Annotated in this window: 15 protein-coding genes; 9 read left to right on the forward strand and 6 right to left on the reverse strand. The window is 73.9% G+C overall.

Annotation, left to right across the window (positions count from 1 at the left end; genetic code table 11):
* Positions 1-4 precede the first annotated feature (4 nt).
* The 6 genes from QQS41_RS10755 (at position 5) to QQS41_RS10780 (ending at position 9,178) form a co-directional block, all read left to right on the forward strand.
* Positions 5-2,698 carry a polysaccharide biosynthesis tyrosine autokinase gene (locus tag QQS41_RS10755; protein ID WP_448852722.1) on the forward strand — a complete coding sequence of 898 codons (2,694 nt, stop codon included), beginning with the start codon at positions 5-7 and terminating at the stop codon, positions 2,696-2,698.
* Entirely contained in the window at positions 2,695-3,225 is a 531-nt protein-coding gene (locus tag QQS41_RS10760) for an arsenate reductase/protein-tyrosine-phosphatase family protein (protein WP_448852723.1), read from the forward strand. Before QQS41_RS10755 ends, QQS41_RS10760 begins: the two co-directional genes overlap by 4 nt.
* A complete protein-coding gene (locus tag QQS41_RS10765; RefSeq protein WP_448852724.1) occupies positions 3,226-4,449 on the forward strand; it encodes a hypothetical protein in 1,224 nt (407 codons plus the stop codon).
* Positions 4,446-6,716, forward strand: a complete 2,271-nt coding sequence (locus tag QQS41_RS10770) for a glycosyltransferase (protein ID WP_448852725.1) — start codon at positions 4,446-4,448, stop codon at positions 6,714-6,716. Before QQS41_RS10765 ends, QQS41_RS10770 begins: the two co-directional genes overlap by 4 nt.
* Positions 6,717-6,932: 216 nt before the next feature.
* On the forward strand, positions 6,933-8,099 hold the full coding sequence (locus tag QQS41_RS10775; RefSeq protein WP_448852726.1) for a hypothetical protein: 1,167 nt from the start codon (positions 6,933-6,935) through the stop codon (positions 8,097-8,099).
* Between the two features lie 50 nt (positions 8,100-8,149).
* Positions 8,150-9,178 carry an LCP family protein gene (locus tag QQS41_RS10780; protein WP_448852727.1) on the forward strand — a complete coding sequence of 343 codons (1,029 nt, stop codon included), beginning with the start codon at positions 8,150-8,152 and terminating at the stop codon, positions 9,176-9,178.
* Between the two features lie 235 nt (positions 9,179-9,413).
* Here the strand turns inward: QQS41_RS10780 and QQS41_RS10785 are convergent, their stop codons facing one another.
* The gene (locus QQS41_RS10785; RefSeq protein ID WP_448852728.1) at positions 9,414-9,959 is read right to left on the reverse strand and encodes an acetyl-CoA acetyltransferase; all 546 of its coding nucleotides are present in this window, start codon (positions 9,957-9,959) and stop codon (positions 9,414-9,416) included.
* Between the two features lie 392 nt (positions 9,960-10,351).
* Complete coding sequence (locus tag QQS41_RS10790) at positions 10,352-11,743, reverse strand: M20/M25/M40 family metallo-hydrolase (protein WP_448852729.1); 1,392 nt, start codon at positions 11,741-11,743, stop codon at positions 10,352-10,354.
* Positions 11,744-11,928: 185 nt separating this feature from the next.
* Here QQS41_RS10790 and QQS41_RS10795 point away from each other — a divergent pair, with 185 nt between their 5' ends.
* The 3 genes from QQS41_RS10795 to ppk2 all read left to right on the forward strand — a co-directional run bounded on the left by QQS41_RS10795 (position 11,929) and on the right by ppk2 (position 17,263).
* Positions 11,929-14,175 (forward strand): acyltransferase family protein, encoded by a 2,247-nt coding sequence (locus tag QQS41_RS10795; RefSeq protein WP_448852730.1) that lies wholly within the window; start codon positions 11,929-11,931, stop codon positions 14,173-14,175.
* Positions 14,176-14,472: 297 nt separating this feature from the next.
* Positions 14,473-16,101 (forward strand): chaperonin GroEL, encoded by a 1,629-nt coding sequence (gene groL / locus QQS41_RS10800; protein ID WP_448852731.1) that lies wholly within the window; start codon positions 14,473-14,475, stop codon positions 16,099-16,101.
* A gap of 262 nt (positions 16,102-16,363) precedes the next feature.
* Positions 16,364-17,263 carry a polyphosphate kinase 2 gene (gene ppk2, locus QQS41_RS10805; protein WP_448852732.1) on the forward strand — a complete coding sequence of 300 codons (900 nt, stop codon included), beginning with the start codon at positions 16,364-16,366 and terminating at the stop codon, positions 17,261-17,263.
* A gap of 208 nt (positions 17,264-17,471) precedes the next feature.
* Here ppk2 and QQS41_RS10810 read toward each other — a convergent pair whose 3' ends face one another.
* The 4 genes from QQS41_RS10810 to QQS41_RS10825 form a co-directional block, all read right to left on the reverse strand.
* Positions 17,472-21,602, reverse strand: coding sequence for a Pls/PosA family non-ribosomal peptide synthetase (locus QQS41_RS10810; RefSeq protein ID WP_448852895.1), 4,131 nt, complete (start codon positions 21,600-21,602; stop codon positions 17,472-17,474).
* Positions 21,603-21,613: 11 nt separating this feature from the next.
* Positions 21,614-22,276 (reverse strand): MarR family winged helix-turn-helix transcriptional regulator, encoded by a 663-nt coding sequence (locus QQS41_RS10815; RefSeq protein ID WP_448852733.1) that lies wholly within the window; start codon positions 22,274-22,276, stop codon positions 21,614-21,616.
* A gap of 84 nt (positions 22,277-22,360) precedes the next feature.
* Positions 22,361-22,657 (reverse strand): rhodanese-like domain-containing protein, encoded by a 297-nt coding sequence (locus tag QQS41_RS10820; protein WP_448852734.1) that lies wholly within the window; start codon positions 22,655-22,657, stop codon positions 22,361-22,363.
* Between the two features lie 83 nt (positions 22,658-22,740).
* Positions 22,741-23,199: a carboxymuconolactone decarboxylase family protein gene (locus QQS41_RS10825; RefSeq protein WP_448852735.1), complete on the reverse strand. Its 459-nt coding sequence runs from the start codon at positions 23,197-23,199 to the stop codon at positions 22,741-22,743.
* Between the last annotated feature and the right edge of the window lie 285 nt (positions 23,200-23,484).

Raw genomic sequence — 23,484 nt, forward strand, 5'->3', positions numbered from 1 at the left:
CCCCATGCGGCGTCGCAGCGCCACCGGAGTGCTGCCGCCCGCCGCGTCGGCGATCGTCGTCATCGGCCTCGCCGTGGCCGTCGGCCTGCTGATCGTGCTGTTCCGCGATCACATCTTCCCGGCCCGCTTCGACTTCGACGCGGAGAAGATCCGCCGCCTCATCGACTTCCCCGTCGCGCTGGACGCGGAGCAGCTCGGCTCGTTTTCGGACATCGCGGCCTTCTACGAGGCCGTCGGCATCGGCGGCGACCGGCTCCTGGCCGGATTCCTCGGCTTCGGGGCGCTGCTCGCGGGCATCGCGCTGGCCATCTGGCGCGGCGGCGGCGTCCCCGACTCCGTGCAGATCTCGGCGGTCCTCGGCGCCGGCATCATCATCGGCACCGCGTTCCTGGGCACCCACACCAAGGAGGTGCTGGTCGCCCTCCTCGTCGCGATCGTGCTGCTCCTGCCCTCCGGCTGGTTCTGGGAGCTGCTCGTCGTCGCCGCCTGCGTGGGCTTCGGCATGGAGTACCGCTCGTACTGGATGCTCATCGCCGCGGGCTACGTGGTCTTCCGCCTCTACTTGACGCTGCGCCGCGGTACGCGGGGCATGTTCCCCGCGGCCCCCCTGCTCGTCGCCGGCTTCGGCTTCGTCCTGTGGCTGGCGATGGGCGTCGCCCCGGACCACTACAGGGTCTCCGTCAACGAGGTCCGGCTGGACGGCGCCGACGCGCAGACGATGATCGGCCGCCTGGTCTCCTGGCCGGAGCCGATCGGCGGCATCGTCAACAACGTCTCTACGTTCGTCTTCCTCCTGCTGCCGCTGCCGATGCTCGCCCTGGGTACGGCGTACCACGCGGTGCTCGCCGTCGTGATCTTCGCCCTCTGGGCCACGTTCGCCTGGGCGACCGCGGCGTTCCGGGAGGAGGGGATCCCCCCGATGACCGCCCGCGCCATCGCGCTGGTGATGGCGTTCGTGTCGGTGCAGGCGCTGTTCGAGCCCGACTACGGTTCGGCGCTGAAGCACCTCACGCCGATGCTGCCGCTCATCGTCCTCATCCTCATCACCGCGGCCCGGCGCCGGGCGGCGGAGGCGGCCGGTGAGGCCGCCGCACCGCAGGCCTCCGACCCGGACCCGCCGGGGGCGGCCGTGCGCGGACCGGACCCGTCCGCGCACGATCCCGGACCGCCGGGGAGCCCGCATCGCCCCGCATCGACCACCACCGACGACACCACGACACGACAGGACACCACCATGACCCAGAAGAGGACCGCCGCCTCCGGCGGCAACGAGGCCGTCGGCCGGATCATCTCCGCGCTGTCCCGCTACGCGTGGGTGCTCTTCGCCGCCGCCGTCGTCGGCGCCATCGCCGGCTGGGCGGGCTCCCAGTTCCTCACGAAGCAGTACTCCTCCTCCGCGGAGCTCTTCGTCACCGCGTCCACGGAGTCCGAGGGCACGACCATGTACCAGCAGTCGATGTTCTTCGAGCAGCGACTCGCGTCCTACGCCCAGCTGGTCGACGACGATGCGGTGCTGCGCCCCGTCATCGACGAGCTGAACCTCGACGAGACCCCGCGGGAGCTCGCGAAGCGCATCTCCGCGGCCCCGACCCCCGAGACGGTGCTGCTGAAGATCACCGCCGTCGACGAGGATCCGCGCCAGGCCGCCCGACTGGCGGAGGTCGCCTCCGCGACCCTCGTCGACGTCGTCGGCGACCTCGACTACACGACCAGCTCCACGACCTCCTCCGGCGGCTACGACGAGAACGGCACGTGGCGCGAGCCGGGCACGGAGGAGACCCGGACGCCGGTCAGCACCATGACCGTCGTCAGCGCCCCCGAGGTGCCGAACGAGCCCAGCTCCCCGAACGTCATGCGCAACACGGTCCTCGGAGCCATCGCGGGCCTCATCCTCGCGGCCCTCGGCATCGCCATCGCGGTCCTGCGCGACACGACGGTCAAGCGCCGCCGCGATCTCGAGGAGGCGTCGTCGGCGCCGGTGCTCGCGACCATCCCGTCCAGCCGCGTCCTCGAGGACGGGCACCTGCCGGACTACGCGACCGAGGGATCCGGCGCGGCCGAGAGCTTCCGCGGCCTGCGCACCAACCTGCGGTTCGTCGACGTCGACAACCCGCCGAAGCTCATCGCCATCACCAGCGCCAAGCAGGGCGAGGGCAAGACCACCACGACCCTGAACCTCGCCTCCGCCCTGGCCGCCGAGGGGCACCGCGTCTGCGTCGTGGACGGCGATCTGCGCCGCCCCCGCATCGCCCGCGCCCTGGGCGCCGGCATCGAGGAGGCCGTCGGACTGTCGACCGTCCTCGCGGGCGACTGCACCGTCGAGGACGCCGTCCAGCACCACTCCGAGCGCGGTTTCGACGTCGTCGCCAGCGGTCCCATCCCGCCGAACCCGGCGGAGCTCATCGCCTCGAAGGCGTGCCGCACGCTGCTGCGCGAACTCGGGGACGAGTACGACTACGTCATCGTCGACGCCGCGCCGCTGCTGCCCGTCACCGACGGCGCGCTGCTCGCCTCCGCCGCGGAGGGGGCCATCGTCGTCGCCCGCTACGGCAAGGTGCGCAAGGACGAGTTCGCCGACGCCATCGGCGCCCTCGAGGGCGCCAACGCCCACGTCATCGGAACCATCCTCAACCAGAGCGCCGGCGAGGCGTCCGACGCCTACCGCTACGGCGGCTACCGCCAGGACGCGAAGAAGTGACCGCCGCGCCGACGGTGCTCGTGGTGTGCACCGGCAACATCTGCCGGTCCCCGGTCGCGGAGCTGATGCTGCGCGACGCGGCGGAGCGCGCCGGTTCCCCGCTGCACGCGGTCAGCGCGGGCACCCGGGGCGTCGTCGGCGACCCGGTCCACCCCGAGATGGCCGCCCTGCTCGAGGCGGACGGCATCGAACCGTCGGGGCACGTCTCGCGGCGCCTGACGCGCGCGGACGCCTCCGGTGCCGACCTGATCCTGGCCATGGAGCAGGAGCACGTCGACGCGGTGCTCCGCATGTTCCCGGGCGCCCTGCGCCGGACGTTCACGCTCCCGCACCTCGCGGCGCTGGCCGATGCGGGGGAGTTCCGGGGACTCGGGGTCCTTCGCGGCGTCGACCGCGGTGCGGCCCGCCCGGACGTCCCGGGCATCGCGGACCCCATCGGCGGCGCCCGATCCGACTACGCGGAGGCGTACGCGGCGATCCGCCGTGACCTCGACCGCGTGCTGCCGGCCCTCCTCACGGAGGCGTAGATGGCCGGCTCCCTCCGCGGCCGACTCGCCGCCCTGCGCGGCGGCGCCGGCCAGGGCGTTCTCGGCCAGGGCCTGAACTTCGCGGCCATGGCCGTGCCGCTGGCCATCGGCGACGTCGCCCAGATCACCTTCGTCGTGCTCGTCGCGGCCGTCGCGTCCATCGCCTCCCGCATCTGCGGCCTCGCCTTCCCCGCGCTCTATCCGGTCCTGCCGGAGGAGGAGACGGAGGGCGCCGTCACGGCGACCGTCCGGATCACCCTCGCGGCGGGCGTCGTCTCCGCGGCCGGCGTCGCGATCCTTCCCCTGTCGGGTCGGCTCGGCGAGGTCATCCTGTGGAGCGCGGCCATGACCGTCGTCATGGTGCTGTACCAGGTCGTCAACGGCGTCTTCGTCCGCCGTTCCCGCTACCGGGAGTACGGCACAGTCCGCCTCATCTACGGCGTGGTCAATCTCGCCGCGGTCGTCGCCGTGTCGTTGCTGACGGACTGGGTCCCGGCGCTGGCCGCGACCGGCGTGCTGGCCTACGCCGTCGGCTGGATCGCGGGCGAGCGCTTCCTTCGCGTCTCGCTGCTGGCCCACGTGCCCCGGGGACCGGTCCGCTCGACCCTGCGGTACGTCCGGCGCCACGGGACGGCGATCACGGGCCAGTCCGTCGACGTCGTCGGAGCGCAGATGCCCGCGCTGTCGGTCGCGCCGGTTGGCCTCGCCACCGGCAACGGCGTGGTCTGGTCCGGGCTGCAGCGCATCAGCGGCGGCGTCGTGACCACGTTCATGATGCTCGTCGCCCCGGCCATGGACATGCGCGTGGCGGAGCAGGTCCGGGGTGGGGATTCTGAATCGATTCGCGGTCGCGTTCGTGCTATCGTCGCGGCTTCCGCGATCCTGTCCGCCATGGCGGCCGTCGCGACGGTGGCGGTGACCGTCATCATCCTCCGCTGGCGCCGCGATTTCGCCGTGACCTGGTGGATCATCGCGCTCATCGCCCTGATGTGCGCCGCTCTGTTCCTCCTGTCGATCGTGAACAAGTACCTGATCATGATCGGCGCGCCGCGCCCCGCGGCCATGTGGTCGGCGCTGCGCGCCGTCACCGCCGTCGGCGTGCTCCTCGCGTTCACCGGGGATGCGCTCATCGTCGCCGTCGCCGTCCACGCGGTGGCGTTCACCCTCCTTTACCTGGCTCTGCTGTCCAGGGCCCTCGTACGCATGAAAGGCACCCGTCCGTGAGAATCCTCCACCTCAACGCCAAGGCCGACTGCGGAGGCGCCGAGATGATGATCCTCTCGTTCCTCGCGCGTTCGGCGGAGCGCGGCGACGCGACCGCCGTCGCGATGCACCCGGGTGATTGGGAGGGCAGGTTCCGCGATGCCGCGGACGCCTGGTACACGCTGCCCCTCGTCGAGCAGTCGATGAAGCGGCTCCCCGGCTTCGTGAAGGAGCTGCGGGCCATCATCCGCGACTTCCGCCCCGACGTGATCCACGCGCACAACCCGACGATGATGCTGGGCGCCGCCCTCGCCGCGGCGGGCCGGCGGGGCATTCGCCTCGTCGGCACCCTCCACGGCAACGCCGCAGGCACCTACGACCGTGAAGCCGTGGTCTGCCGTCTGTTCAAGGGGCCCGTCACCGCGGTGACGCCCTTCATCGCCGAGGACCTGGAGAAGCGCGGAGTCCGGAACATCATCCAGATCCAGAACGGGGTCTCCGAACCTCCGGAACCGCGATCCCGTGAGGAGTTCGCGAGCCGGTTCGGAGTCGGAGGCCGGGGGCGGCGACTGGTCGTGGGCGTCGGTCGACTGGCGGATATTAAGGGCTGGAATCTCGCCATCGCCGCGATGCCCCATCTCCCCGAGGCGGATCTGGTGATCTTCGGTGAAGGGGAGAGCCGGCCCGACCTGGAGCGTCAGATTCGCGACCTCGGCCTCTCCGACCGGGTGAAGCTCCCCGGCGTCGTGGACGACGTCCGGACCTGGACGGGCGCGGCGGACGCCGCCCTCGTCACCTCCAGGGGCGAGGGGCGTTCCCTGGCGGTCCTCGAACTTCTCTACGCGGGGATTCCGCTCGTCGCCGCCGATGTTCCCGGCATCAACGACACCGTCGACGAGCGGTCCGCCATCATGATCGACGCGACCGATGCGGAGGGGACCGCAGCTGCCCTCCGGGAGGCCCTCGCCGGCGGCCCGGGTATCCGGTCCCGCGTCGAGGAGGGGCTCGCGCTCGCCGCGGAGAACTCCGGCGAGAAGATGGTCGACGAGTACTTCGCCCTCTACGAGGGGAAGGGGGCCGCGGGGGGATCCGGCTGCGCCGCCGTTCCGCTGCCGGCGCGGCCTGGCGTCTTCCACGACTGGCGCTGGAACGGCGTCGTCACGCTCCGCGTCATCGACGTCGCGGAGGGCGGGCGCATCCCCGGATTCCCGGGCGACCCGGCCGCGGCCCGCCGCGAACGCGACGAGGTCGGGCGGATCGTCGCGGACCGCCTGCCGGGCGCGACCGCGCGTTTCATCGGGGCGGCACCCGCCGCCAATCACGACGAGGCGTTCACCCGGATGCACGAGATGTTCGCCGGCGACGGAGTCCCGGGCTTCGGCGAAATCGTCATCCTGGATTTCGGCGCCTTCTGCGGTATGGCGTACTCCCATGCCCTCGGTGACTCGCCGACGATGACCGGCGCGCTCGCGCCCCTCACCGGCCGAATCGCCGGAGTCCCCGTCGACGACGAACCGCTGTGCGCATGCGCGCGGCCCGTTCCGCCGCTCCTGCGCGCCGCAATCACGCGTCTCGTCCGCTCCCCGCGCCGGGCGATGTTCCGGGTCCGGCAGGTGCTGGCGGACCAGCGCGCCGCTGCATCCCCGGGGCCCGTTCCGGAAGCGGATGGGCGCCCCCGCTACCGCAGTGCGCTGCTGCAGCGCGTCGAGGGGACGCGCCCGCCGCGTGCCGTGGAGTTCGGGTGGGACTGGCGCGCCGCCGTCGCGGAGGAACTCGGCCCGGGCGGGCTGAACCCGAACGACGCCTGGCTGACGGTCGGCCTGCGCCGCGGCAACCCCGTCCTCGAACGGCTGGGCGGCAACTACATCGCCCGCATCCGGATTCCCTCGACGGGCGACCGCTCCGCCGATGCCGCGGCTGCCAAGGCCCGCATCCGCTCGTCGTATCCGCTGGCTCGCGCGACCGTCAGCGTCGTGCCCCAGCAGGTGCGCCAGCTCCTTGGCCTCGCGCGCCGGGAGCAGCCGTGCGGGGACTTCCCCCTGCGCCAGAAGGTGCCGGCCGGCGGGCTGGCGACGGCGTGGACCTACAACCGCGTGGACTCCGACCAGCCGTGGGAGGCCTCGGCGGTGCTCGTCGGCCCCGGCTGCATCGCGGTGAACCTCTACGAGGGCCGCGACGCCGTCCGCGTCACCGTCTCCGCCTTCGTCGACGACGCGACGTGGGACTCCGTCATCCGGGCGAGCCGCCGGGTGTTCGCCGAGGCCGGGTACCACGTCGCCGGCGAATAGCCGTCGCCGGAACGGTCGCGTCGCCGGCGGGGCGTCACCTGGCCAACCCGGCCACCCATCTGCCGCGGAAGGTGCAGGATGGGGGATATGGCCGACACGAGGAGCAGCAACCGCATCAACCGTATGGCCGGGCGTACGCGTGGGATCATCCGGAAAATCCCGCTGACGGTCCGTGACCGCGGAGGCTCCGCCCCGCCGCCGGCCAATCGCGTCACCGTGTTCCACGACTGGCGCTGGAACGACGTCGTCACGATGCGCGTCGTCGAGCTTCCCGCGGGGAGCTCCGTCCCCGGATTCGGGGACGGCCCGGGGACGGACCGCGAGCGTGCCGGCATGATCGCGGAAATCCACCGGGTCTTCCCCGGTGCACCCGTCGACTTCGTCCGCGGCGGGACGGCCGCGGATCGGGGCGAGGCCTACCGGTTCACTCACGAGCTGCTCGCGGAGCACGATCGCCAGGGGGGCGGAGGCTTTCTCATCTGCGACCTCGGGGGCTTCGCCGCCGTGGCCAACCCCCACGCATTCGGGGACTTCACCACGTACCGGTCCGCGCTGGCCGGTCTCATGTCCCGCATCACCGGAGCCGAGGCCCCGGACGTGCCCTCCATGTCGCCGTCCCGATGTCCGATGCCCGCCATCGTCCGCGCCGCGGCGGAGCGCGGCGTCCGGGAACCCCGCGCCATGGTGACCGCCGTCCGCGACGTCCTCGCCGACCAGCGCGCCGGCGACGCTCCCCCCGGGGACCGGCGCACGGCGGAGGCGCGTCCGCGGTACGCGAGCTTCACCCTCGACTGGCCCGGCGACGGGCGCCGGCCCCGCGCGGTCCCGCTGGCCTGGGACTGGCGCATGGCGCTCGCGGGCGAGCTCGGGCCCGGTGCCGTCCATCCGCGCGACTTCTGGCTGGTCGTCGGGCTGCGGCAGGGCAGCCGATCCCTGGAGGGGCTCGGCGGCAATTTCCTCGCCCGCATCCGCATGGCCTGCACCGGCGACAGGGAGTCGGACATCGCGGAGACGACGGCCCGCATCCGGTCGCCGTACGCCATCGCCCGCACGGCGCTCAGCGCGGCACCCCAGCAGGTGCGCCAGCTGCTCGGCCGCGCGGAGCGGGAGCGGACGGGCCCGGGGTTCCCGACGCGGCGCGAGGTCCCGGTCGATCGCCTCGCCGTCTCGCTGGCCTACAACCGCGTCGACGACGCGTCACCCACCGAGACGACGGCCGTCCTCGTCGGCCCCGGCGTCGTCTCCGCCAACGCCTACGAGGGCACGGAGCGGACGGTCTACACCGTCTCCGCGTTCGTCGACGACGCCACCTGGGACGGCATCGTGCGCGCCACCCGCGGGACGCTGGAGGCCGTGGGCTACCGCATCGTCGACGAACCCTGATCCGGGCCCGGATCCCGCGGCGCGGGTGCGGACAGGGCAGAATGTCCGCCATGAGCGAGAGCGGGAAGAGGCGGCGCGGCCGCCGGCGGGGCCTGTCGGCCGGCAAGAAGGTGCTCCTGGCGTTCGTCGCCGTCCTGGCGTTCGTCGCGGTCGCCTCAATCGGGCTCATCGCCTGGCTCGTCTCCGGGGCGGGCGTGAACCGCTTCTCCGGCGACGGGGAGCCGAACCCGGACAGCAACGTGCACCTGGTGATGTTCCGCGACACCCGCGCGGGCCACAACACCGAGGTGTTCGGCTCGGGAACGGGCCTGGAGGAGGGCGGCGACGCCGGCCGCACCGACGCGATGATGCTCATGCGCGTCGACGGCGACGACGGCGTCGACCTCGTCTCGCTGCCCCGCGACGTCCTCGTGGACATCCCGACGTGCGAGCGCGCCGACGGCTCGGAGAGCGAACCGGAGGAGACGAAGCTCAACGCCGCCTACGCCTACGGCGCCGTCGGCGACGACCCGGACACGGCGTCGGAGTACGGCGCCCGCTGCGCGCAGCGTGTCGTGGAGGACATGACGGGGCTGCAGCTGGAGGGCGTCGCCGTCCTCGACGCCGCGGTCGTCCCCGTCATCGTCGACGGGCTCGGCGGCGTCGAGGTCTGCGTCGACGGCGAGCAAGCGTCCCAGATGCCGGGCCTGACCGCGGGCTGCTCCGTCCTCGACGGCGATCAGGTCTTCGACTTCGCCCAGAAGCGCATCGGCGTGGAGGACTCCTCCGACCTCGCGCGCGTCGAGCGGCAGCGCGTCGTGCTGAAGGCCATCGCGGACAAGCTGGCGCAGATGGGCCCGGGCGACATCGGATCCCTGGCGTCCCTGGCCCGCGAGGTCGCCCCGTACGTCACCGCCGACGAGGGCATGACGGGCGCCGGCGCCATCCGCGAGGCGGTGTCCGCGCTGCAGGCCGGCGGCTTCCACGGCCGCACGATGCCGGTCGAGCCTGCACCCGACGGCGTCAACCTCGTCGAGTCCCCGGAGGCGGGCTTCGTCTGGCGGGCGCTGCGCGACGGGGAGCCGCTGCCGACGGTCTGACGTTCTGACGGCGCCGTCGCCGGCCTGACGGTCCGACGGCCCCACCGAGCCCCCGCGCCCCGGCGGCCGGGCGGCCGCCCTCCGGCCGTCGTCACGCGGGCGCCCCGCGACCGCATGCCGCACGCGCCCCGCGACGGCGACCCTGCACCGCACACACGCGGAAAACGCCGCGGCCCCCGCATCCGATGCGGGGGCCGCGGCGTCGCCCGGTCCGTGGACCGGGGCGGGGGAGGGGCTAGCCGTGCAGGCGGTTGGCCGCGCAGATCATCGCGGTCATCGTGGACGCCTCCGGGGTCTGGCCGAAGCCCATGGTCCAGACGCGGGTGCCGTTGTGCGCGGAGTAGATGAACGTCGCGGTCGCCTCGAAGATCTCGAACTGGTGGAACTCCAGGATCTCGACGCGGTAGCCGGCGTCCGCCAGCAGGTTCGTCGTCGCGGAGACGGGGCCCATCGCCGTGATCTCGTGGCGGGAGGTGGTCTCCGCGTCCGAGCCGCGGCCGGTGGTCAGCGCCGCGGTGAAGGTGGAGCGGCCCATCTTGCCCTGGACGGAGGTGAACTCGCGGATGGCCAGCTGGCCGCCGGTGGGCGAGTAGGTCTGCATGAACGTCTGCCAGTCCATGCCCCGCGCCTCCTGGCGCAGGCCGCGCGGCAGGCGGTAGCCGAAGCTCGCGCGGAACGGGTCCTCGGTGAAGGTGCGGGTGCCCTGGGAGGGGCGGTGCGTGCGGCCCTCGAAGGTCATGGTCGTGGACGTGTTCTTCGACGGGCGGGTGGAGGTGAACATTGGGAGCTTCCGGTCCTTAATTGCGATGTGCCCTGCTCGTGGTCGAGCGTCGCGGGCGTGCGATTCGTGTGGTGTTGGACCGACCCGGAGGTGGCGGGTGGTTGCGGCCAGAGACCCCGTGTGGAGGGGTCAGTCCGTGCCTCCACCGGGGTTCGTAGCCTCTGCTACTCGAAGTCGGATGTTCGCTCGCATGGGGGACAACCTAGATGATGCTGGAAAGGTGATCAACCCCACAGGGGTGATTGCGCACCGCGGAAAACGCGTCGGGCGGGCGACGGAAACCCGTCGCCCGCCCGCCCCGGGGTGGTGCGGCGCCGCGGCGGATGCGGTGGTGCGGCGCCGCGTCCGCGCGTCAGTGCGGCCCCGTCGCGCGCGCCGCGCGCGGCCTCGCGCTACTTCGCGGTCGCGTCGCCGATGGTGGCGAGGAACAGCGCCTCGGCGACGGCGATGTCGCGCATCTCGTCGGCGCTGACGGACTCGTCGGAGGAGTGGATGCGGCACTGCGGCTCCTCGACGCCGAACAGCGCGAGGTCGGCGCCGGGCACGATCTCCAGCAGGGAGGCGCACAGCGGGATGGAGCCGCCCTGGCCGGTGCGGACCGTGGTGCGGCCGCCGTAGGCCGCGGAGAGGCAGTCCTCGAGGTGCTTGACGACGTCCCCGTCCACGTTCGCGGCGAACGGCGCGGCGACGCCGTCGCGCTCGATGGTGAGCTTCGCGTTCCACGGGACGTGGGCCTCGAGGTGCTCGACGAGGCGGTCCTGGGCCTCCTGCGGGTCCATGCCCGGGGGCACGCGGAGGTTGATGTGGGCGGTGGCGGTCGACGGCACGGCGTTGACGGCGTTGGTGGCCGGCGGGCAGTCGATGCCGGTGACGATGACGGTGGGGCGGGCCCACGCGAGGTCCGCGACGGCGGCGTCGGAGACGTCGGACATGAGGTCGACGCCGTCGAGGACGCCCGCGTCGCCGCGGAAGGCCTCGGGGGCGTAGGGCTCGCCGTCCCAGGTCTGGGCGCAATCGAGGCCGTCGATGGAGGTGACGCCCGACTCGTCGCGCAGGGAGTCGAGCAGCCGGACGAGCGCGCCGAGGGCGTCGGGGGCGGGGCCGCCGAACATGCCGGAGTGGACGGGGCCGCGGAGGGTGTCGATGCGGACGTCGACGTCCGCGGAGCCGCGCAGGGTGGTGACGATGGTCGGCTCGCCGACGGCGACGTTGCCGACGTCGGCGATGAGGATGACGTCGGCCTGGAACAGCTCGGGGCGGTTGTCGATGAGGTCGTGGAGGCCGGCGGAGCCGCGCTCCTCGGAGCCCTCGACGATGACGCGCAGGCCCGGCAGCTTCATGTCCGGGTTCCCCTCGCGCAGCGCGGCGACCGCGCGGATGGCCGCGAGGTGCATGACGACGTTGCCCTTGCAGTCGGCGGTGCCGCGGCCGTACCAGCGGCCGTCGCGCTCCTCGAGGGTCCACGGGTCGCTCGTCCACGCGGAGACGTCGCCGGCGGGCTGGACGTCGTAGTGGGAGTAGAGGAGGACGGTCGGCATGCCCTCGTCGGCCGGCAGGTGGCCGGTCAGGGCGATGGAGCCGTCGACGGTGACGTGGGCGTCGAGGTCGACGCCCACCTCGGCGAAGCGGGCGCGGACGGCCTCGGCGGCGTCGCGGCAGGCGGACTCGGTCCCCGGATCGCCGTGGACCGAGGGGAACGCCACGAGCTCGGCCAGGGTGCTCTTCACGTAGTCGCGGTCCGCGGCGACGGACGCGCGGAGGGTTTCGGCGGTGGTGTTCGTCATGGTGCCCGAGTGTAGGTCCGTCACCCCCGTCCGGCCGGGACGGCCTGCCGAAGGTGATCCTTATGGCATGCTGGCCGTCGTACAATGACCGGCCCCGGCGGGTGCGCGGACTCCGCGCCACCGGGGCGTTCGCCGGCCCCCGCGGGGCGCGGACGGCGCCGCGGGAGGCGCGGGGAGGGCGGGGCATGCCGAAGCCGATCGACGCGGGGACCGCCTACGTGCCGGCCATCGACGGGCTGCGGACCATCGCCGTGGCCGCCGTCGTCCTTTATCACCTCCACGTGGCGTGGACGCCGGGCGGCGTCCTCGGCGTCGGCGTCTTCTTCACCCTCTCCGGCTACCTCATCACCGCGAACCTGCTGAAGGCGCGGCAGCGGCGCGGCTCCCTCGGCCTGCGCACGTTCTGGCTGCGCCGCTTCCGGCGCCTCGTGCCCGCCGTCGTCGTCACGGTCCTGGCGGTGCTGCTGCTCATCGCGCTCCTGCGGCCCGCCGACCTCGGCGCCATCGGCGGCGAGTCGCTGTCGTCGCTGCTGTACGTCAACAACTGGCACGTCATCCTCACCGGCGACTCCTACTTCGATCGCTTCGTCGCGGGGCCGCTGGACCACATGTGGTCGCTGTCGGTGGAGGAGCAGTTCTACCTGGTGTGGCCGCTGGTCCTGGCGCTGCTCCTCGCCGTGCTGGGCATGCGGCGGAAGCTGCTCGCCCCGGCGACGCTGCTGCTCGCCGCCGCGTCGTTCGCGTGGATGGCCCACCTGGCCGCCGGCGGCGCCGACCCGACCCGCATCCACGAGGGCACCGGCACCCGGGCCGGCAGCCTCCTCGCCGGCGCCGTCCTCGCGGTCCTGCTGGTCCGGGGCGGGGAGATCGCTCGCCCGCCGCGGTGGTTGGCGGAGCTCGCCGGCGCCGCGGGCGTCACGGGCATCCTCGCCTTCGTGCTGCTCGTGCCGGACCAGTCGCCGATGCTGCACCGCGGGGGACTGGCGCTGCTGGCGCTGGCGACGGTCGCGGCGGTCGCGGGCGCCCTGCACCCGCGGTCGGCCGTGTCCCGGCTGCTGGGCGTCGCCCCGATGCGATGGATCGGCGAGCGCTCCTACGGCATCTACCTGTGGCACATGCCGGTGACCGTGTTCCTCGCCGACGTGACGGGGGCCCTGCCCGCGGTGCTCCGGGCGTCGGCCGTCATCGCCGTCTCGGTACTGCTGGCGGCCCTGTCCTGGGCCCTCGTGGAGGACCCGATCCGCCGCCACGGCGTCATCGGGCCCGCCCGCGACTGGCTGCGCCGCCGCCGGGAGGCCCGCGCCGGCGCCCGCGCCGGGGAGCCGGACGCGCCCGCACCGCCGGGCGCCCCGCGCCCGGTGCTCGCCGGGGCCGCGCTGGTCGCCGTCGCGGTCGCGTGCGTCGGCGCCCCCGTCGCCGTCGCCGGGGGAGCCCGCGGCGCCGCGCCCTCCGACGTCCTCACCGTCGCCGCCCCGCCCGTCGAACTGAACGCGGAGGAGCAGGCGGCGCTGACCGGACCCGCGCGCACGCGCTGCACCACGATCGTCCACGTCGGCGACTCCACCTCCATCGGCATGTTCAGCGCGGCGCAGCTGCCGTACCCGGGCGACGGCGCCGTCACCGCGTACGAGGGCGTCGGCGCGAACGCCGTGCTGCCCAGCGTCGTCGGAGCCCGCGCGACGGTGGAGGGCTTCCAGGGCGGACCGTCGGCGGCGGACTCCGTCGACCAGCTCGTCGCCCAGGGCGTCCCGGAGGGCGCCTGCTGGGTCATCGCCGTCGGCGTCAACGACGCCGCCAACCGGGCCGTCGGCCACCCGGGCGAGGAGCTGTGGCGCATCGAGCAGATCCTCGACCGCATCCCGGAGGGCGACCCCGTCATCTGGTCGACGGCGGTCACCAACCGCGACTACGGCCCGTACGCGAACGCCAACATGGAGCCGTTCAACGACGCGCTGCGCGAGGCGCTGGAGGAGCATCCGCAGCTGCACCTCTACGACTGGGCCGCCGACGCCCGCCCGGAGTGGTTCCTGCAGGGCGACGAGGTCCACTACTCCCCGCAGGGCAACCTCATGCGGGCGCTGCTGTTCGCCGAGGCCGTCGCCCGGCTGCTGCCGGAGGACGGCGACGGGCCCGCCGACCGCGTCTTCCGCGCCGGGCCCGCCCGCGCCGCGGAGCTCGCGGCGGGCGACGACGAGGACGCGGAGGACGCGGGGGACGCCGACGGCGACGGGATCCCGGATAACGCGGGTGCCGGCGCGGCGGCGGACGCCGACGGCGACGGAATCCCGGACGAAGCGGGAACCGGGTCCGTGACGGACGCCGACAGCGACGGCATACCCGACACCGCCGGGCCGGGCGCGGCCGCGGGTGGCGGTGCGGGCCCGGCCGCGGGTGGCGGCGCAGGCGCGGCCGGCTCGGCCGGCGGCTACTGAGCGGAGGCCGCCGGGGCCCGCCCCGGAGCGGCCGGCGGGGTCCGCGAACCCATGCCCCGGCGGTGTTCGGGGAGGTCCCGGCGCCGCCCGCATTTCTTGCACTCGCATGGGGCGAGTGCTAGAAACTGGGTTTAGCACTTGGCAATTTCGAGTGCCAGAAAATACGAATCAACACGTATCGCTCACCGCTGGTCCGGTGAGGCCCCGGGTGGCACTTCCCGGGGTCGCGTGCCGTCGCGGGCGCCGGGCCGGCACCACGGAAGTGTCGTTGACCATCAACGGAGGATCAGAAGCCACATGGCCAAGATCATTGCATTCGACGAGGAGGCCCGCCGCGGCCTCGAGAAGGGCCTCAACACCCTGGCCGACGCGGTCAAGGTCACGCTGGGCCCCAAGGGCCGCAACGTGGTCCTGGAGCGCAAGTGGGGCGCCCCGCTGATCACCAACGACGGCGTCTCCATCGCTCGCGAGATCGAGCTCGAGGACCCGTACGAGAAGATCGGCGCGGAGCTCGTCAAGGAGGTCGCCAAGAAGACGGACGACGTCGCGGGCGACGGCACCACCACCGCCACCGTGCTGGCCCAGGCGCTCGTGTCCGAGGGCCTGCGCAACGTCGCGGCCGGCTCGAACCCGATGGGCATCAAGCGCGGCATCGAGAAGGCCGTGGAGAAGGTCACCGCCGAGCTGCTCGACTCCGCCAAGGAGATCGAGACGAAGGACCAGATCGCCGCGACCGCCGGCATCTCCGCCGCCGACCCGGCCATCGGCGAGCTCATCGCCACCGCGATGGACAAGGTCGGCAAGGAGGGCGTCATCACGGTCGAGGAGGCGAACACCTTCGGCCTCGACCTGGAGCTCACCGAGGGCATGCGCTTCGACAAGGGCTACATCTCGGGCTACTTCGCCACCGACATGGAGCGCGGCGAGGCCGTCCTGGAGGATCCGTACATCCTCCTGGTCTCCGCGAAGATCTCCAACATCAAGGACCTGCTCCCGCTCCTGGAGAAGGTCATGCAGTCCGGCAAGCCGCTGCTCATCATTGCCGAGGACGTCGAGGGCGAGGCCCTGTCCACCCTCGTGGTGAACAAGATCCGCGGCACCTTCAAGTCCGTCGCCGTGAAGGCCCCGGGCTTCGGCGACCGCCGCAAGGCGATGCTGCAGGACATGGCCATCCTCACCGACGGCCAGGTCATCTCCGAGGAGGTCGGCCTGTCCCTGGAGACCGCCGATCTGCCGCTGCTGGGCCGCGCCCGCAAGGTCGTCGTCACGAAGGACGAGACCACCATCGTCGAGGGCGCCGGCGACCAGGCCGCCATCGAGGGCCGCGTCAACCAGATCCGCGCCGAGATCGAGAACTCCGACTCCGACTACGACCGCGAGAAGCTGCAGGAGCGCCTGGCGAAGCTCGCCGGCGGCGTCGCCGTCATCAAGGCTGGCGCGGCCACCGAGGTCGAGCTGAAGGAGCGCAAGCACCGCATCGAGGACGCCGTCCGCAACGCGAAGGCGGCCGTCGAGGAGGGCATCGTCGCCGGCGGCGGCTCCGCCCTGCTGCAGGCCTCCCACGTCCTGGACGACGAGCTGGGCCTCGAGGGCGACCAGGCCACCGGCGTGCGCATCGTCCGCGCCGCGCTGGCCGCCCCGCTGAAGCAGATCGCCGTCAACGCGGGCCTCGAGGCCGGCGTCGTCGCGGAGAAGGTCTCCGGCCTGCCGAAGGGCGAGGGCCTGAACGCCGCGACCGGCGAGTACGTCGACCTGATGGGCGAGGGCATCAACGACCCGGTGAAGGTCACGCGTTCCGCGCTGCAGAACGCCGCCTCCATCGCGGCGCTGTTCCTCACCACCGAGGCCGTCGTCGCCGACAAGCCCGAGCCGGCCGCCCCGGCCATGCCGGGCGCCGACGAGATGGGCGGCATGGGCGGCTTCTAGCCCCCGCACCTCCCCGGGCCGCGCCGCACGCGCGCACGCCTCGCATCGCGCAGGCGCCGCGCAGGCGCACGGTCCGGAGGGAGCTTGACGACGGGACCCCGTCCGCGCACCCCGCGCGGGCGGGGTCCCGCCATGTCCGGGGCACCCCGCGCCCGCCACCCCCGCACCCGCCCGCGCGTGCGCCGCGTTCCGCGGGGACGGGGGTGGCCGGGGGTCGCGGGCTGACGCGGGGGAGGGGGCCCGCGGGCGGTACCCTGGACGCATGGCCGATAAGAACGAAGAGGACCTCCACATCGTCGACCTGGCGGCCACCGAGGGCTACGTCGTCGACGACACCGACGAGGATGACCCGGTGCTGGTCACCCCGGACGGACGACCGGTGGACACCTGGCGCGAGAACTACCCCTACGACGAACGGATGACCCGCAAGGAGTACGAGGTCATCAAGCGCAAGCTGCAGATCGAGCTCCTGAAGTGGCAGAACTGGACGAAGGAGACGGGCCAGCGCCACATCATCCTCTTCGAGGGCCGCGACGCCGCCGGCAAGGGCGGCACGATCAAGCGGTTCAACGAGCACCTGAACCCCCGCGGCGCCCGCACGGTGGCGCTGGAGAAGCCGTCGCCGCGCGAGTCGACGTCGTGGTACTTCCAGCGCTACATCGAGCATTTCCCGGCGGGCGGCGAGATCGTGTTCTTCGACCGCTCCTGGTACAACCGCTCGGGCGTGGAGCGCGTGATGGGCTTCTGCACGGAGTCGCAGCACGCGGAGTTCCTGCGGGAGGTGCCGATGCTGGAGAACATGATCCTGGGCTCGGGCATCTCGCTGACGAAGTTCTGGTTCTCGGTGACGCAGAAGGAGCAGCGCACGCGCTTCGCGATCCGCCAGGTGGATCCGGTGCGCCAGTGGAAGCTGTCGCCGATGGACCTGGCCTCCCTGGACAAGTGGGACGACTACACCCGCGCCAAGGAGGAGCAGTTCCGCTACACCGACACCGACGAGTCGCCGTGGGTGACCATCAAGTCGAACGACAAGAAGCGCGCCCGCATCAACGCGATGCGCTACATCCTGTCCAAGTTCGAGTACACGAACAAGGACCATGAGGTCGTCGGCCAGCCGGACCCGCTCATCGTGAAGCGCGGCCGCGACCAGATCGGCGACTGACGCCGCACGCCCGGCCAGTCGCGGGGCCCGGCCCTCCCATGCGGGGGCCGGGCCCCGTCGCGTCTCCGGGGGGCTTTGCGACGGCGCCCCCGCCGCGCGGTGCGCGGCGGGGGCGTGCGTCGTGCGGGCCGGCCGCGGCTGCGGCCGGCGGCCCGGGTCCCGGCGGACGGGGCCGCCGGGGAGGGCCGCGGTGCGCGGTCGTGCCCGGTCAGGTGCGGGGCTCGATGGGGTTGCCCTGCCAGGCGGTGCCGCCGGGGACGTGGTCGCCGCGCATGACCAGGGAGCCGGGGCCGACGTGGGCGCCGTCGCCGAGGACCGCCGCGGGCAGGGCGACGGAGTGGGCGGCGAGCGTCGCGCCGCGGCCCAGGGTGACGGGGCCGAGGCTCATGACGCGGTCCTGGAACAGGTGCGTCTGGACGACGCAGCCGGGGCCGACGACGGCGCCGTCGCCGAGCTCGACGAGGTCGGTCTCCGGCAGCCAGTAGCTCTCCAGCCACACGCCGCGGCCGATGCGGGCGCCGAGCAGCCGCATGCCGGCAGTCGTCGCGGGCGTGGCCATGGAGGGGTTGAACCACCAGGGGGCGGCGACGACCTCGACGAAGGCGTCCTGCAGCTCGTTCAGCCACACGAAGCGGCTCCACAGCGGGTGGTCGCCGGCGCGGTGGCGGCCGACGCAGATCCACTTCGCGGCGGCGGTGACCAGCAGGCCGGCCAGGCCCGCGAGGAACAGCACGAGCGGGGACGCGAGCCACGCGGCGGCCAGCCCCGCGACCGCGGCGCCGGCGCCCGCGCCGGGGGCGGCCCCGGCGGCGGAGGCGACGGCGTGCAGGCCCGCCAGGACGGCGACGGCCAGGGCCATCGACGTGGCGGGGGCGAGCAGGCGCAGGGTCTCGACGACGCCGCGGGCGACCTTCAGCCCGGTCGACGGGGCGTAGGTGCGGGCGTCGCCCTCGTCGGCGTCGGCCGCGACGCGGCGCAGCCGCTCCGGCGGGGAGCCCCACCAGTTCGACCCGGCCTTCGCCTTCTTCGGCGTCGAGGACAGCACGGCGACGAGGGAGTCGCGGCCGAGCTTGCGGCCCGGGGCGGTGATGCCGGAGTTGCCCAGGAAGGCTCGGCGGCCGATGCGGGAGTCGCCGAGCAGCAGCCAGCCGCCGCCGAGCTCGTAGGTGCCGACCATGGTGTCGTCGGCGAGGAAGGAGCCGTCGCGGACGTCGGTGAAGCGGGGGATGGCGACGGCGGTGGAGACCTCCGCGTCACGGCCGATGCGGGCGCCGAGGGCCCGCAGCCACGGCACCGTCAGCTGGCCGGCGTAGAGCGGGAACAGGTGGGTGCGGGCGGCGTCCATGAGCCGGACGGTCGCCCACGCCTGCCAGCCCTGCCGGGAGCGGACCGGGTGCACGCCGGCGTGCAGGCCGAGGCCCAGCAGCCGCACCAGCGCCCACGTCAGCGCCATGTAGGCGCCGAAGGCGACGACGGCGCCGAGCGGCGACCACGCCAGGGCCAGGCCCGCCTGCGCGGCGAAGGACGCGCCGGAGCCGGTCGCCGCGGTCAGCGCCGCGATGACGTCCGCGCCGGCGGCCAGCGCCGCGACGGGCACCAGCGCCAGCACGAGGGCGCCGGCGGCGTAGGCGGCCGCCCACCACGGGCGGCGCGCCGGGGCGTGGTCGGGGAAGCGGTGCTTCGGGCGGCCGACCTTGCGGGCGGGGGAGCCCGACCAGCGGGAGTCGGCCTTCACCTTCCGGTCGCCGGTGACGGTGGAGCCGGCCTCCACGTGGGCGCGCTTGCCGATGCGGGTGCCCGGCAGCAGCGTCGACCGGGCGCCGACGCGGGCCTCCGCACCGACGTCGATGGAGCCGACGCGGACGACGTCGCCGTCGACCCAGTAGCCCGACAGATCCGTCTCCGGCTCCACGGAGCAGTGCCGGCCCAGCCGCAGCAGGCCCGTCACCGGCGGCACGGCGTGCAGGTCGACGCCGCGGCCGACGGACGCGCCGAGCATGCGGGCGTACCAGAGGATGAGCGGGGCGCCGGCGACCGAGCGGGCGCCCGAGGCGTCGGCCAGCCGCTCCGCGGCCCACAGCCGCAGGTGGACGTGCCCGCCGCGCGGATGCTCGCCCGGCGTCACGCCCGCCAGCAGCAGGCGCGTCGCCCCGGCGGTCAGCGGCAGCACTCCGAGCGGGGTGAGGAACACGACGACGAGCACCGCGACCAGCCAGCCGGGCAGGCCCAGGGCGTGCTCCCAGCCGGCCGCGCCGGCGACGGCGTCGAGCACCGCCAGGCCCGCGACCCAGCGGGCGCCGCGGGCGAGCTGCAGCGGGATCATCGCCAGCAGCTGCGCGGCGCGCGACCCGGCGCCGACGGGGCCCGGCACGTGCGCGGAGCGGGCCCGGGCGGCGGGGGAGGAGCCGGCGCGGGAGCCGTCGTCACGCGAACCCCCGGCGGACGCCGCACCCGCGGCACCCGCCGCGCCCGGCAGCTCCGCCTCGTCGACGAGGCCGCGGGAGGTCAGTTCCTCCGCCAGCCGGCCCAGGCGCGGGTTGTCGTACAGGTCGCGCACCGCGACGTGCGGCGCGACCTCGCGGATCCGCGCGACGACGGTCGCCGCCGCCAGCGACGTGCCGCCGAGCGCGAAGAAGTCCGACGCGGCGCCGGGCTCCGGCACCGACAGCACCTCCGCCCAGATGCCCGCCAGCCACCTCTCGACCGGCGTCATCTCCGGGGCGTCCGGGTCCGGCGCGCCCGCGGCGACGGGCAGCGGCCACGGCAGGCCCGCCTTGTCGACCTTGCCGGAGGTGCGCACCGGCAGCTCGTCCATGATGTGCAGCCGCGGCACCATCGCCGCCGGCATGTTGTCCCGCAGCTGCTCCAGGCACGCCGCGTGGTCCATCGAGGAGGCGTCGCCGCCGGCGCCGACGTAGCCCACCAGGACCTTGTCGCCGCCGCCGGTCGTGCGCACCATGACCGTCGCCTGCGTCGCGCCCGGCAGGGCCGCGAGGTTCGCCTCGACCTCGCCGAGCTCGATGCGGCGGCCGCCGATCTTCACCTGGTCGTCGACGCGGCCGACGAAGTGCAGGCCCTCCGGCTCCAGCCGGACGTGGTCGCCGGTGCGGTAGGCGCGCGCCCACCGGCCCGGGTGCCCGCACGCGTCGTCGAGCTCCGGGGCCGGCGCGTACTTCTCCGCGTCCTTCGCCGGATCGAGGTAGCGGGCCAGGCCGGCGCCGCCGATGACCAGCTCGCCGACCTCGCCCCAGCCGACCTGCCGGCCGTCGCCGTCGATGACCGCCAGGTCCCAGCCGTCCAGCGGCATGCCGATGGTCACCGGCTCGCCGGGGGAGAGCTTCGCCGCGGAGGCGACGACCGTCGCCTCGGTCGGGCCGTAGGTGTTCCACATCTCGCGCTCCGGCGTCGAGAGCCTGTCGACGAGCTCCGCCGGGCACGCCTCGCCGCCGACGATGAGCAGCCGGACGCTGTCCAGCGCCTCGGCGGGCCACAGGCCGGCGAGCGTCGGCACGGTCGACACCGCGGTGATCGCGCGGCTGATGAGCCACGGGCCCAGGTCCACGCCCGAGCGCACCAGCGAGCGCGGGGCCGGGACCAGGCACGCGCCGTGGGCCCACGCCAGCCACATCTCCTCGCAGCTCGCGTCGAAGGCGACCGACAGGCCCGCCAGTACGCGGTCCTCGGGGCCGAGCGGCCCCTCCGGGTGGTCGACGAGGAACAGGCGGGACTCCGCGTCGACGAACGCCGCCGCCGAGCGGTGCGTCACCGCCACGCCCTTCGGCTTGCCGGTGGAGCCGGAGGTGAAGATGATCCAGCAGTCGTCGTCCGGCGACGGGACGCCCACCTCGCCCGGCCGGTCCGCGCCGAGGCGCTTCACCTCCGGGTCGACGGCGACGGGGCCGCCGGCGGCGAAGCGGGCGGCGATGCCGGCCTCGCCGAAGACCATGTCGGCGCGCTCGTCCGGGTCGTCGGCGTCGACGGGCACGTAGGCGCAGCCCGCGGCCATCGTCGCCAGGATGGCGACGTAGAGGGAGCGGTGCCCGGAGGGCATGCGCACGCCGACGCGGTCGCCGCGGCGCACGCCGATGCGGGCGAGCTCCGCCACCGCCGCGTCGATCTCCTCCAGCAGCTCGGCGTAGGTGAGCACCACGTCGCCGTCGTCCAGCGCCGCCGCGTCCGGGTTCTTCGCCGCGGTCTCCCGCAGGATGCCGATGAGCGTGCGCTCCGGCGCCGCGAAGCCGCCGCGCAGGTAGGCGGCGGGGATGCGGTGGGCGCCGGCGGGCCCGTCGCCGTCGTCCGCGGCGGTCGCCGCGGCGTCGCCCGCGGCGCCGGTAGTCATGTCCTTCGCCGTCACTTCCGGTCCCCCTTGTCCTTCGCGCCGTCGGCGGACTTCGCCGCGGACTTCCCCTTGCCCTTCTTCCCGGACTTGGCCTTGTCCTTGGCCTTGTCCTTCTTCCCCTTGGACTTCGCCTTGCCCCTGCCCTTCGGCGCGGACGCGTCCGCGCCCCGGCGGTCCCCGCCGTCCCCGGGATCGCCGGCCGCGACGCCGGCGCAGCGGCGCAGCGCGGCGGCGGTGCCGTCCGGGGAGGCGGCGAGCACCGCGTCCTCGGCGTCGGCGAGGCGGCGGCGCAGGCGGCGCCGCGCCTTCTCCCCGTCCGGGGTGAGGGTGATGAGCCGGCGGCGGCGGTCGCGCGGGTCGCGCGTGCGCTCGACCAGGCCGGACTTCTCCAGGGAGTCGACCAGGCGGACCATGTCGGAGCGGTCGACGCCGAGGGCGTCGCCGAGCTCCCGCTGGGCGCGGGCGGACTCGGCGGCGACGGTCTCCAGCAGCCAGTAGCCGCGCAGCGGCACGGGCTCGGGGGCCTCCTCCAGGGCGTCGGCGACCGCGGCGCGCAGGTCGCGGGCGAGGGACTGGATGGCCCACGTCGCGGACCCCGTCACCGCCGCCGGCGGGGCCGGGGCGGTGCGGGGTCCGGATGGGGCGGGTGCGTCGTCGTGGATGGTCGGGGGCATGCCCCGGATCCTACAACGTGCGCAACCGGCCAATGATTGGGGTGGCCCCGCGTTTCGCGGGGCCGGCAGGCGCGTGGCCGGGGATTATTCGCCGGTCTTCATGGGAAGGCCCGCGGCCTCCCAGTCGATGATGCCGCCGGTGACGTTCACGCAGTCGATGCCGTTGCGGGTCAGCCAGTCGACGACCTGCGCGGAGCGGCCGCCGGAGCGGCACATGATGTAGAGGTCCTCGTCGAGGTCGAGCTCGCCGTAGCGGACGGGGATCTCCTCCATCGGGATGTGGATGGCCTGGGCGGCGTGGCCCTCGTTCCACTCGCCTGCGGAGCGGACGTCGACCAGCTGCGCGTCGGACGGGACGTCGGTCACTTTCACGGATTCCATGGTTCTCCAGTCTAGGGACGGCCCCCGGGCCGCGGAAGGGCCGGGGACGGGGCGGACGGGTGCCGGGTCGTGCGCCGCCGGGGTCAGCCGCCGACCGGGGTGCCGGACACCGCGTGCATGCGGTTCCAGCCGTTCATGCAGATGGCGGCCCACGCCAGGACGGCGGAGCGCTCCTCGCCGAGCACGTCGACGGCCTCGAGGTACTCCTCCTTCGTGAACGGCACGCGGGCCGGGTCGGAGGCGATCTCGGCGATGGCGAGGGCGGCCTGCTCGTCCTCGGAGAAGATGCCGTGGGCCTCGCGCCAGGCGGGGACGACGGAGACCTTCAGCTGCGACAGGCCGGCCTTCAGGCCCTCGCGGTAGTGGACGTCCAGGCAGAACGCGCAGCCGTTGAGCTGCGAGCAGCGCAGGTACACCAGCTCGATGAGGTCGCGGTCGACGCCCGCCTCCTCGCCCTTCCGCCAGATGGCCTGGGTCAGACCCGCCTGGGCCTTGAACGCCTCCGGGAAGACCTTCCCGATGGCCGGCTTGGCCTCGCTCATCACATGTCCTCTCTGTCGGGGCCGGGGCGACGTCCGCGCCCGGCCGATGCGCGAACGATACCCCGCGGGGTATGAAATACGGGAAATCCCCGCACGTCAGGGGGTGGATCTCGGGGGTGGGGTCGTCGTCAGGCGCACGTGATGCGCACCGCATCGCGTGACGACGGGACCCGCGCGGCGGCCACCCTCCGCCTCCCCCGCACCCCGCATGGCGGAAAGCGTCGATGCCCGAACGGACGCGCCACCCTCCGTTCACGAAGGGCTCTTTTTCGGTTCAGCGAATGC

The organism is Corynebacterium sp. 335C, assembly GCF_053525695.1.

Coding starts and splice junctions, on each gene's coding strand:
- QQS41_RS10755 (WP_448852722.1), top strand. CDS start 5: ATGCGGCGTCGCAGCGCCACCGGAGTGCTGCCGCCCGCCGCGTCGGCG.
- QQS41_RS10765 (WP_448852724.1), top strand. CDS start 3,226: ATGGCCGGCTCCCTCCGCGGCCGACTCGCCGCCCTGCGCGGCGGCGCC.
- QQS41_RS10780 (WP_448852727.1), top strand. CDS start 8,150: ATGAGCGAGAGCGGGAAGAGGCGGCGCGGCCGCCGGCGGGGCCTGTCG.
- QQS41_RS10785 (WP_448852728.1), bottom strand. CDS start 9,959: ATGTTCACCTCCACCCGCCCGTCGAAGAACACGTCCACGACCATGACC.
- QQS41_RS10790 (WP_448852729.1), bottom strand. CDS start 11,743: ATGACGAACACCACCGCCGAAACCCTCCGCGCGTCCGTCGCCGCGGAC.
- QQS41_RS10795 (WP_448852730.1), top strand. CDS start 11,929: ATGCCGAAGCCGATCGACGCGGGGACCGCCTACGTGCCGGCCATCGAC.
- groL (WP_448852731.1), top strand. CDS start 14,473: ATGGCCAAGATCATTGCATTCGACGAGGAGGCCCGCCGCGGCCTCGAG.
- ppk2 (WP_448852732.1), top strand. CDS start 16,364: ATGGCCGATAAGAACGAAGAGGACCTCCACATCGTCGACCTGGCGGCC.
- QQS41_RS10810 (WP_448852895.1), bottom strand. CDS start 21,602: ATGACTACCGGCGCCGCGGGCGACGCCGCGGCGACCGCCGCGGACGAC.
- QQS41_RS10815 (WP_448852733.1), bottom strand. CDS start 22,276: ATGCCCCCGACCATCCACGACGACGCACCCGCCCCATCCGGACCCCGC.
- QQS41_RS10820 (WP_448852734.1), bottom strand. CDS start 22,657: ATGGAATCCGTGAAAGTGACCGACGTCCCGTCCGACGCGCAGCTGGTC.
- QQS41_RS10825 (WP_448852735.1), bottom strand. CDS start 23,199: ATGAGCGAGGCCAAGCCGGCCATCGGGAAGGTCTTCCCGGAGGCGTTC.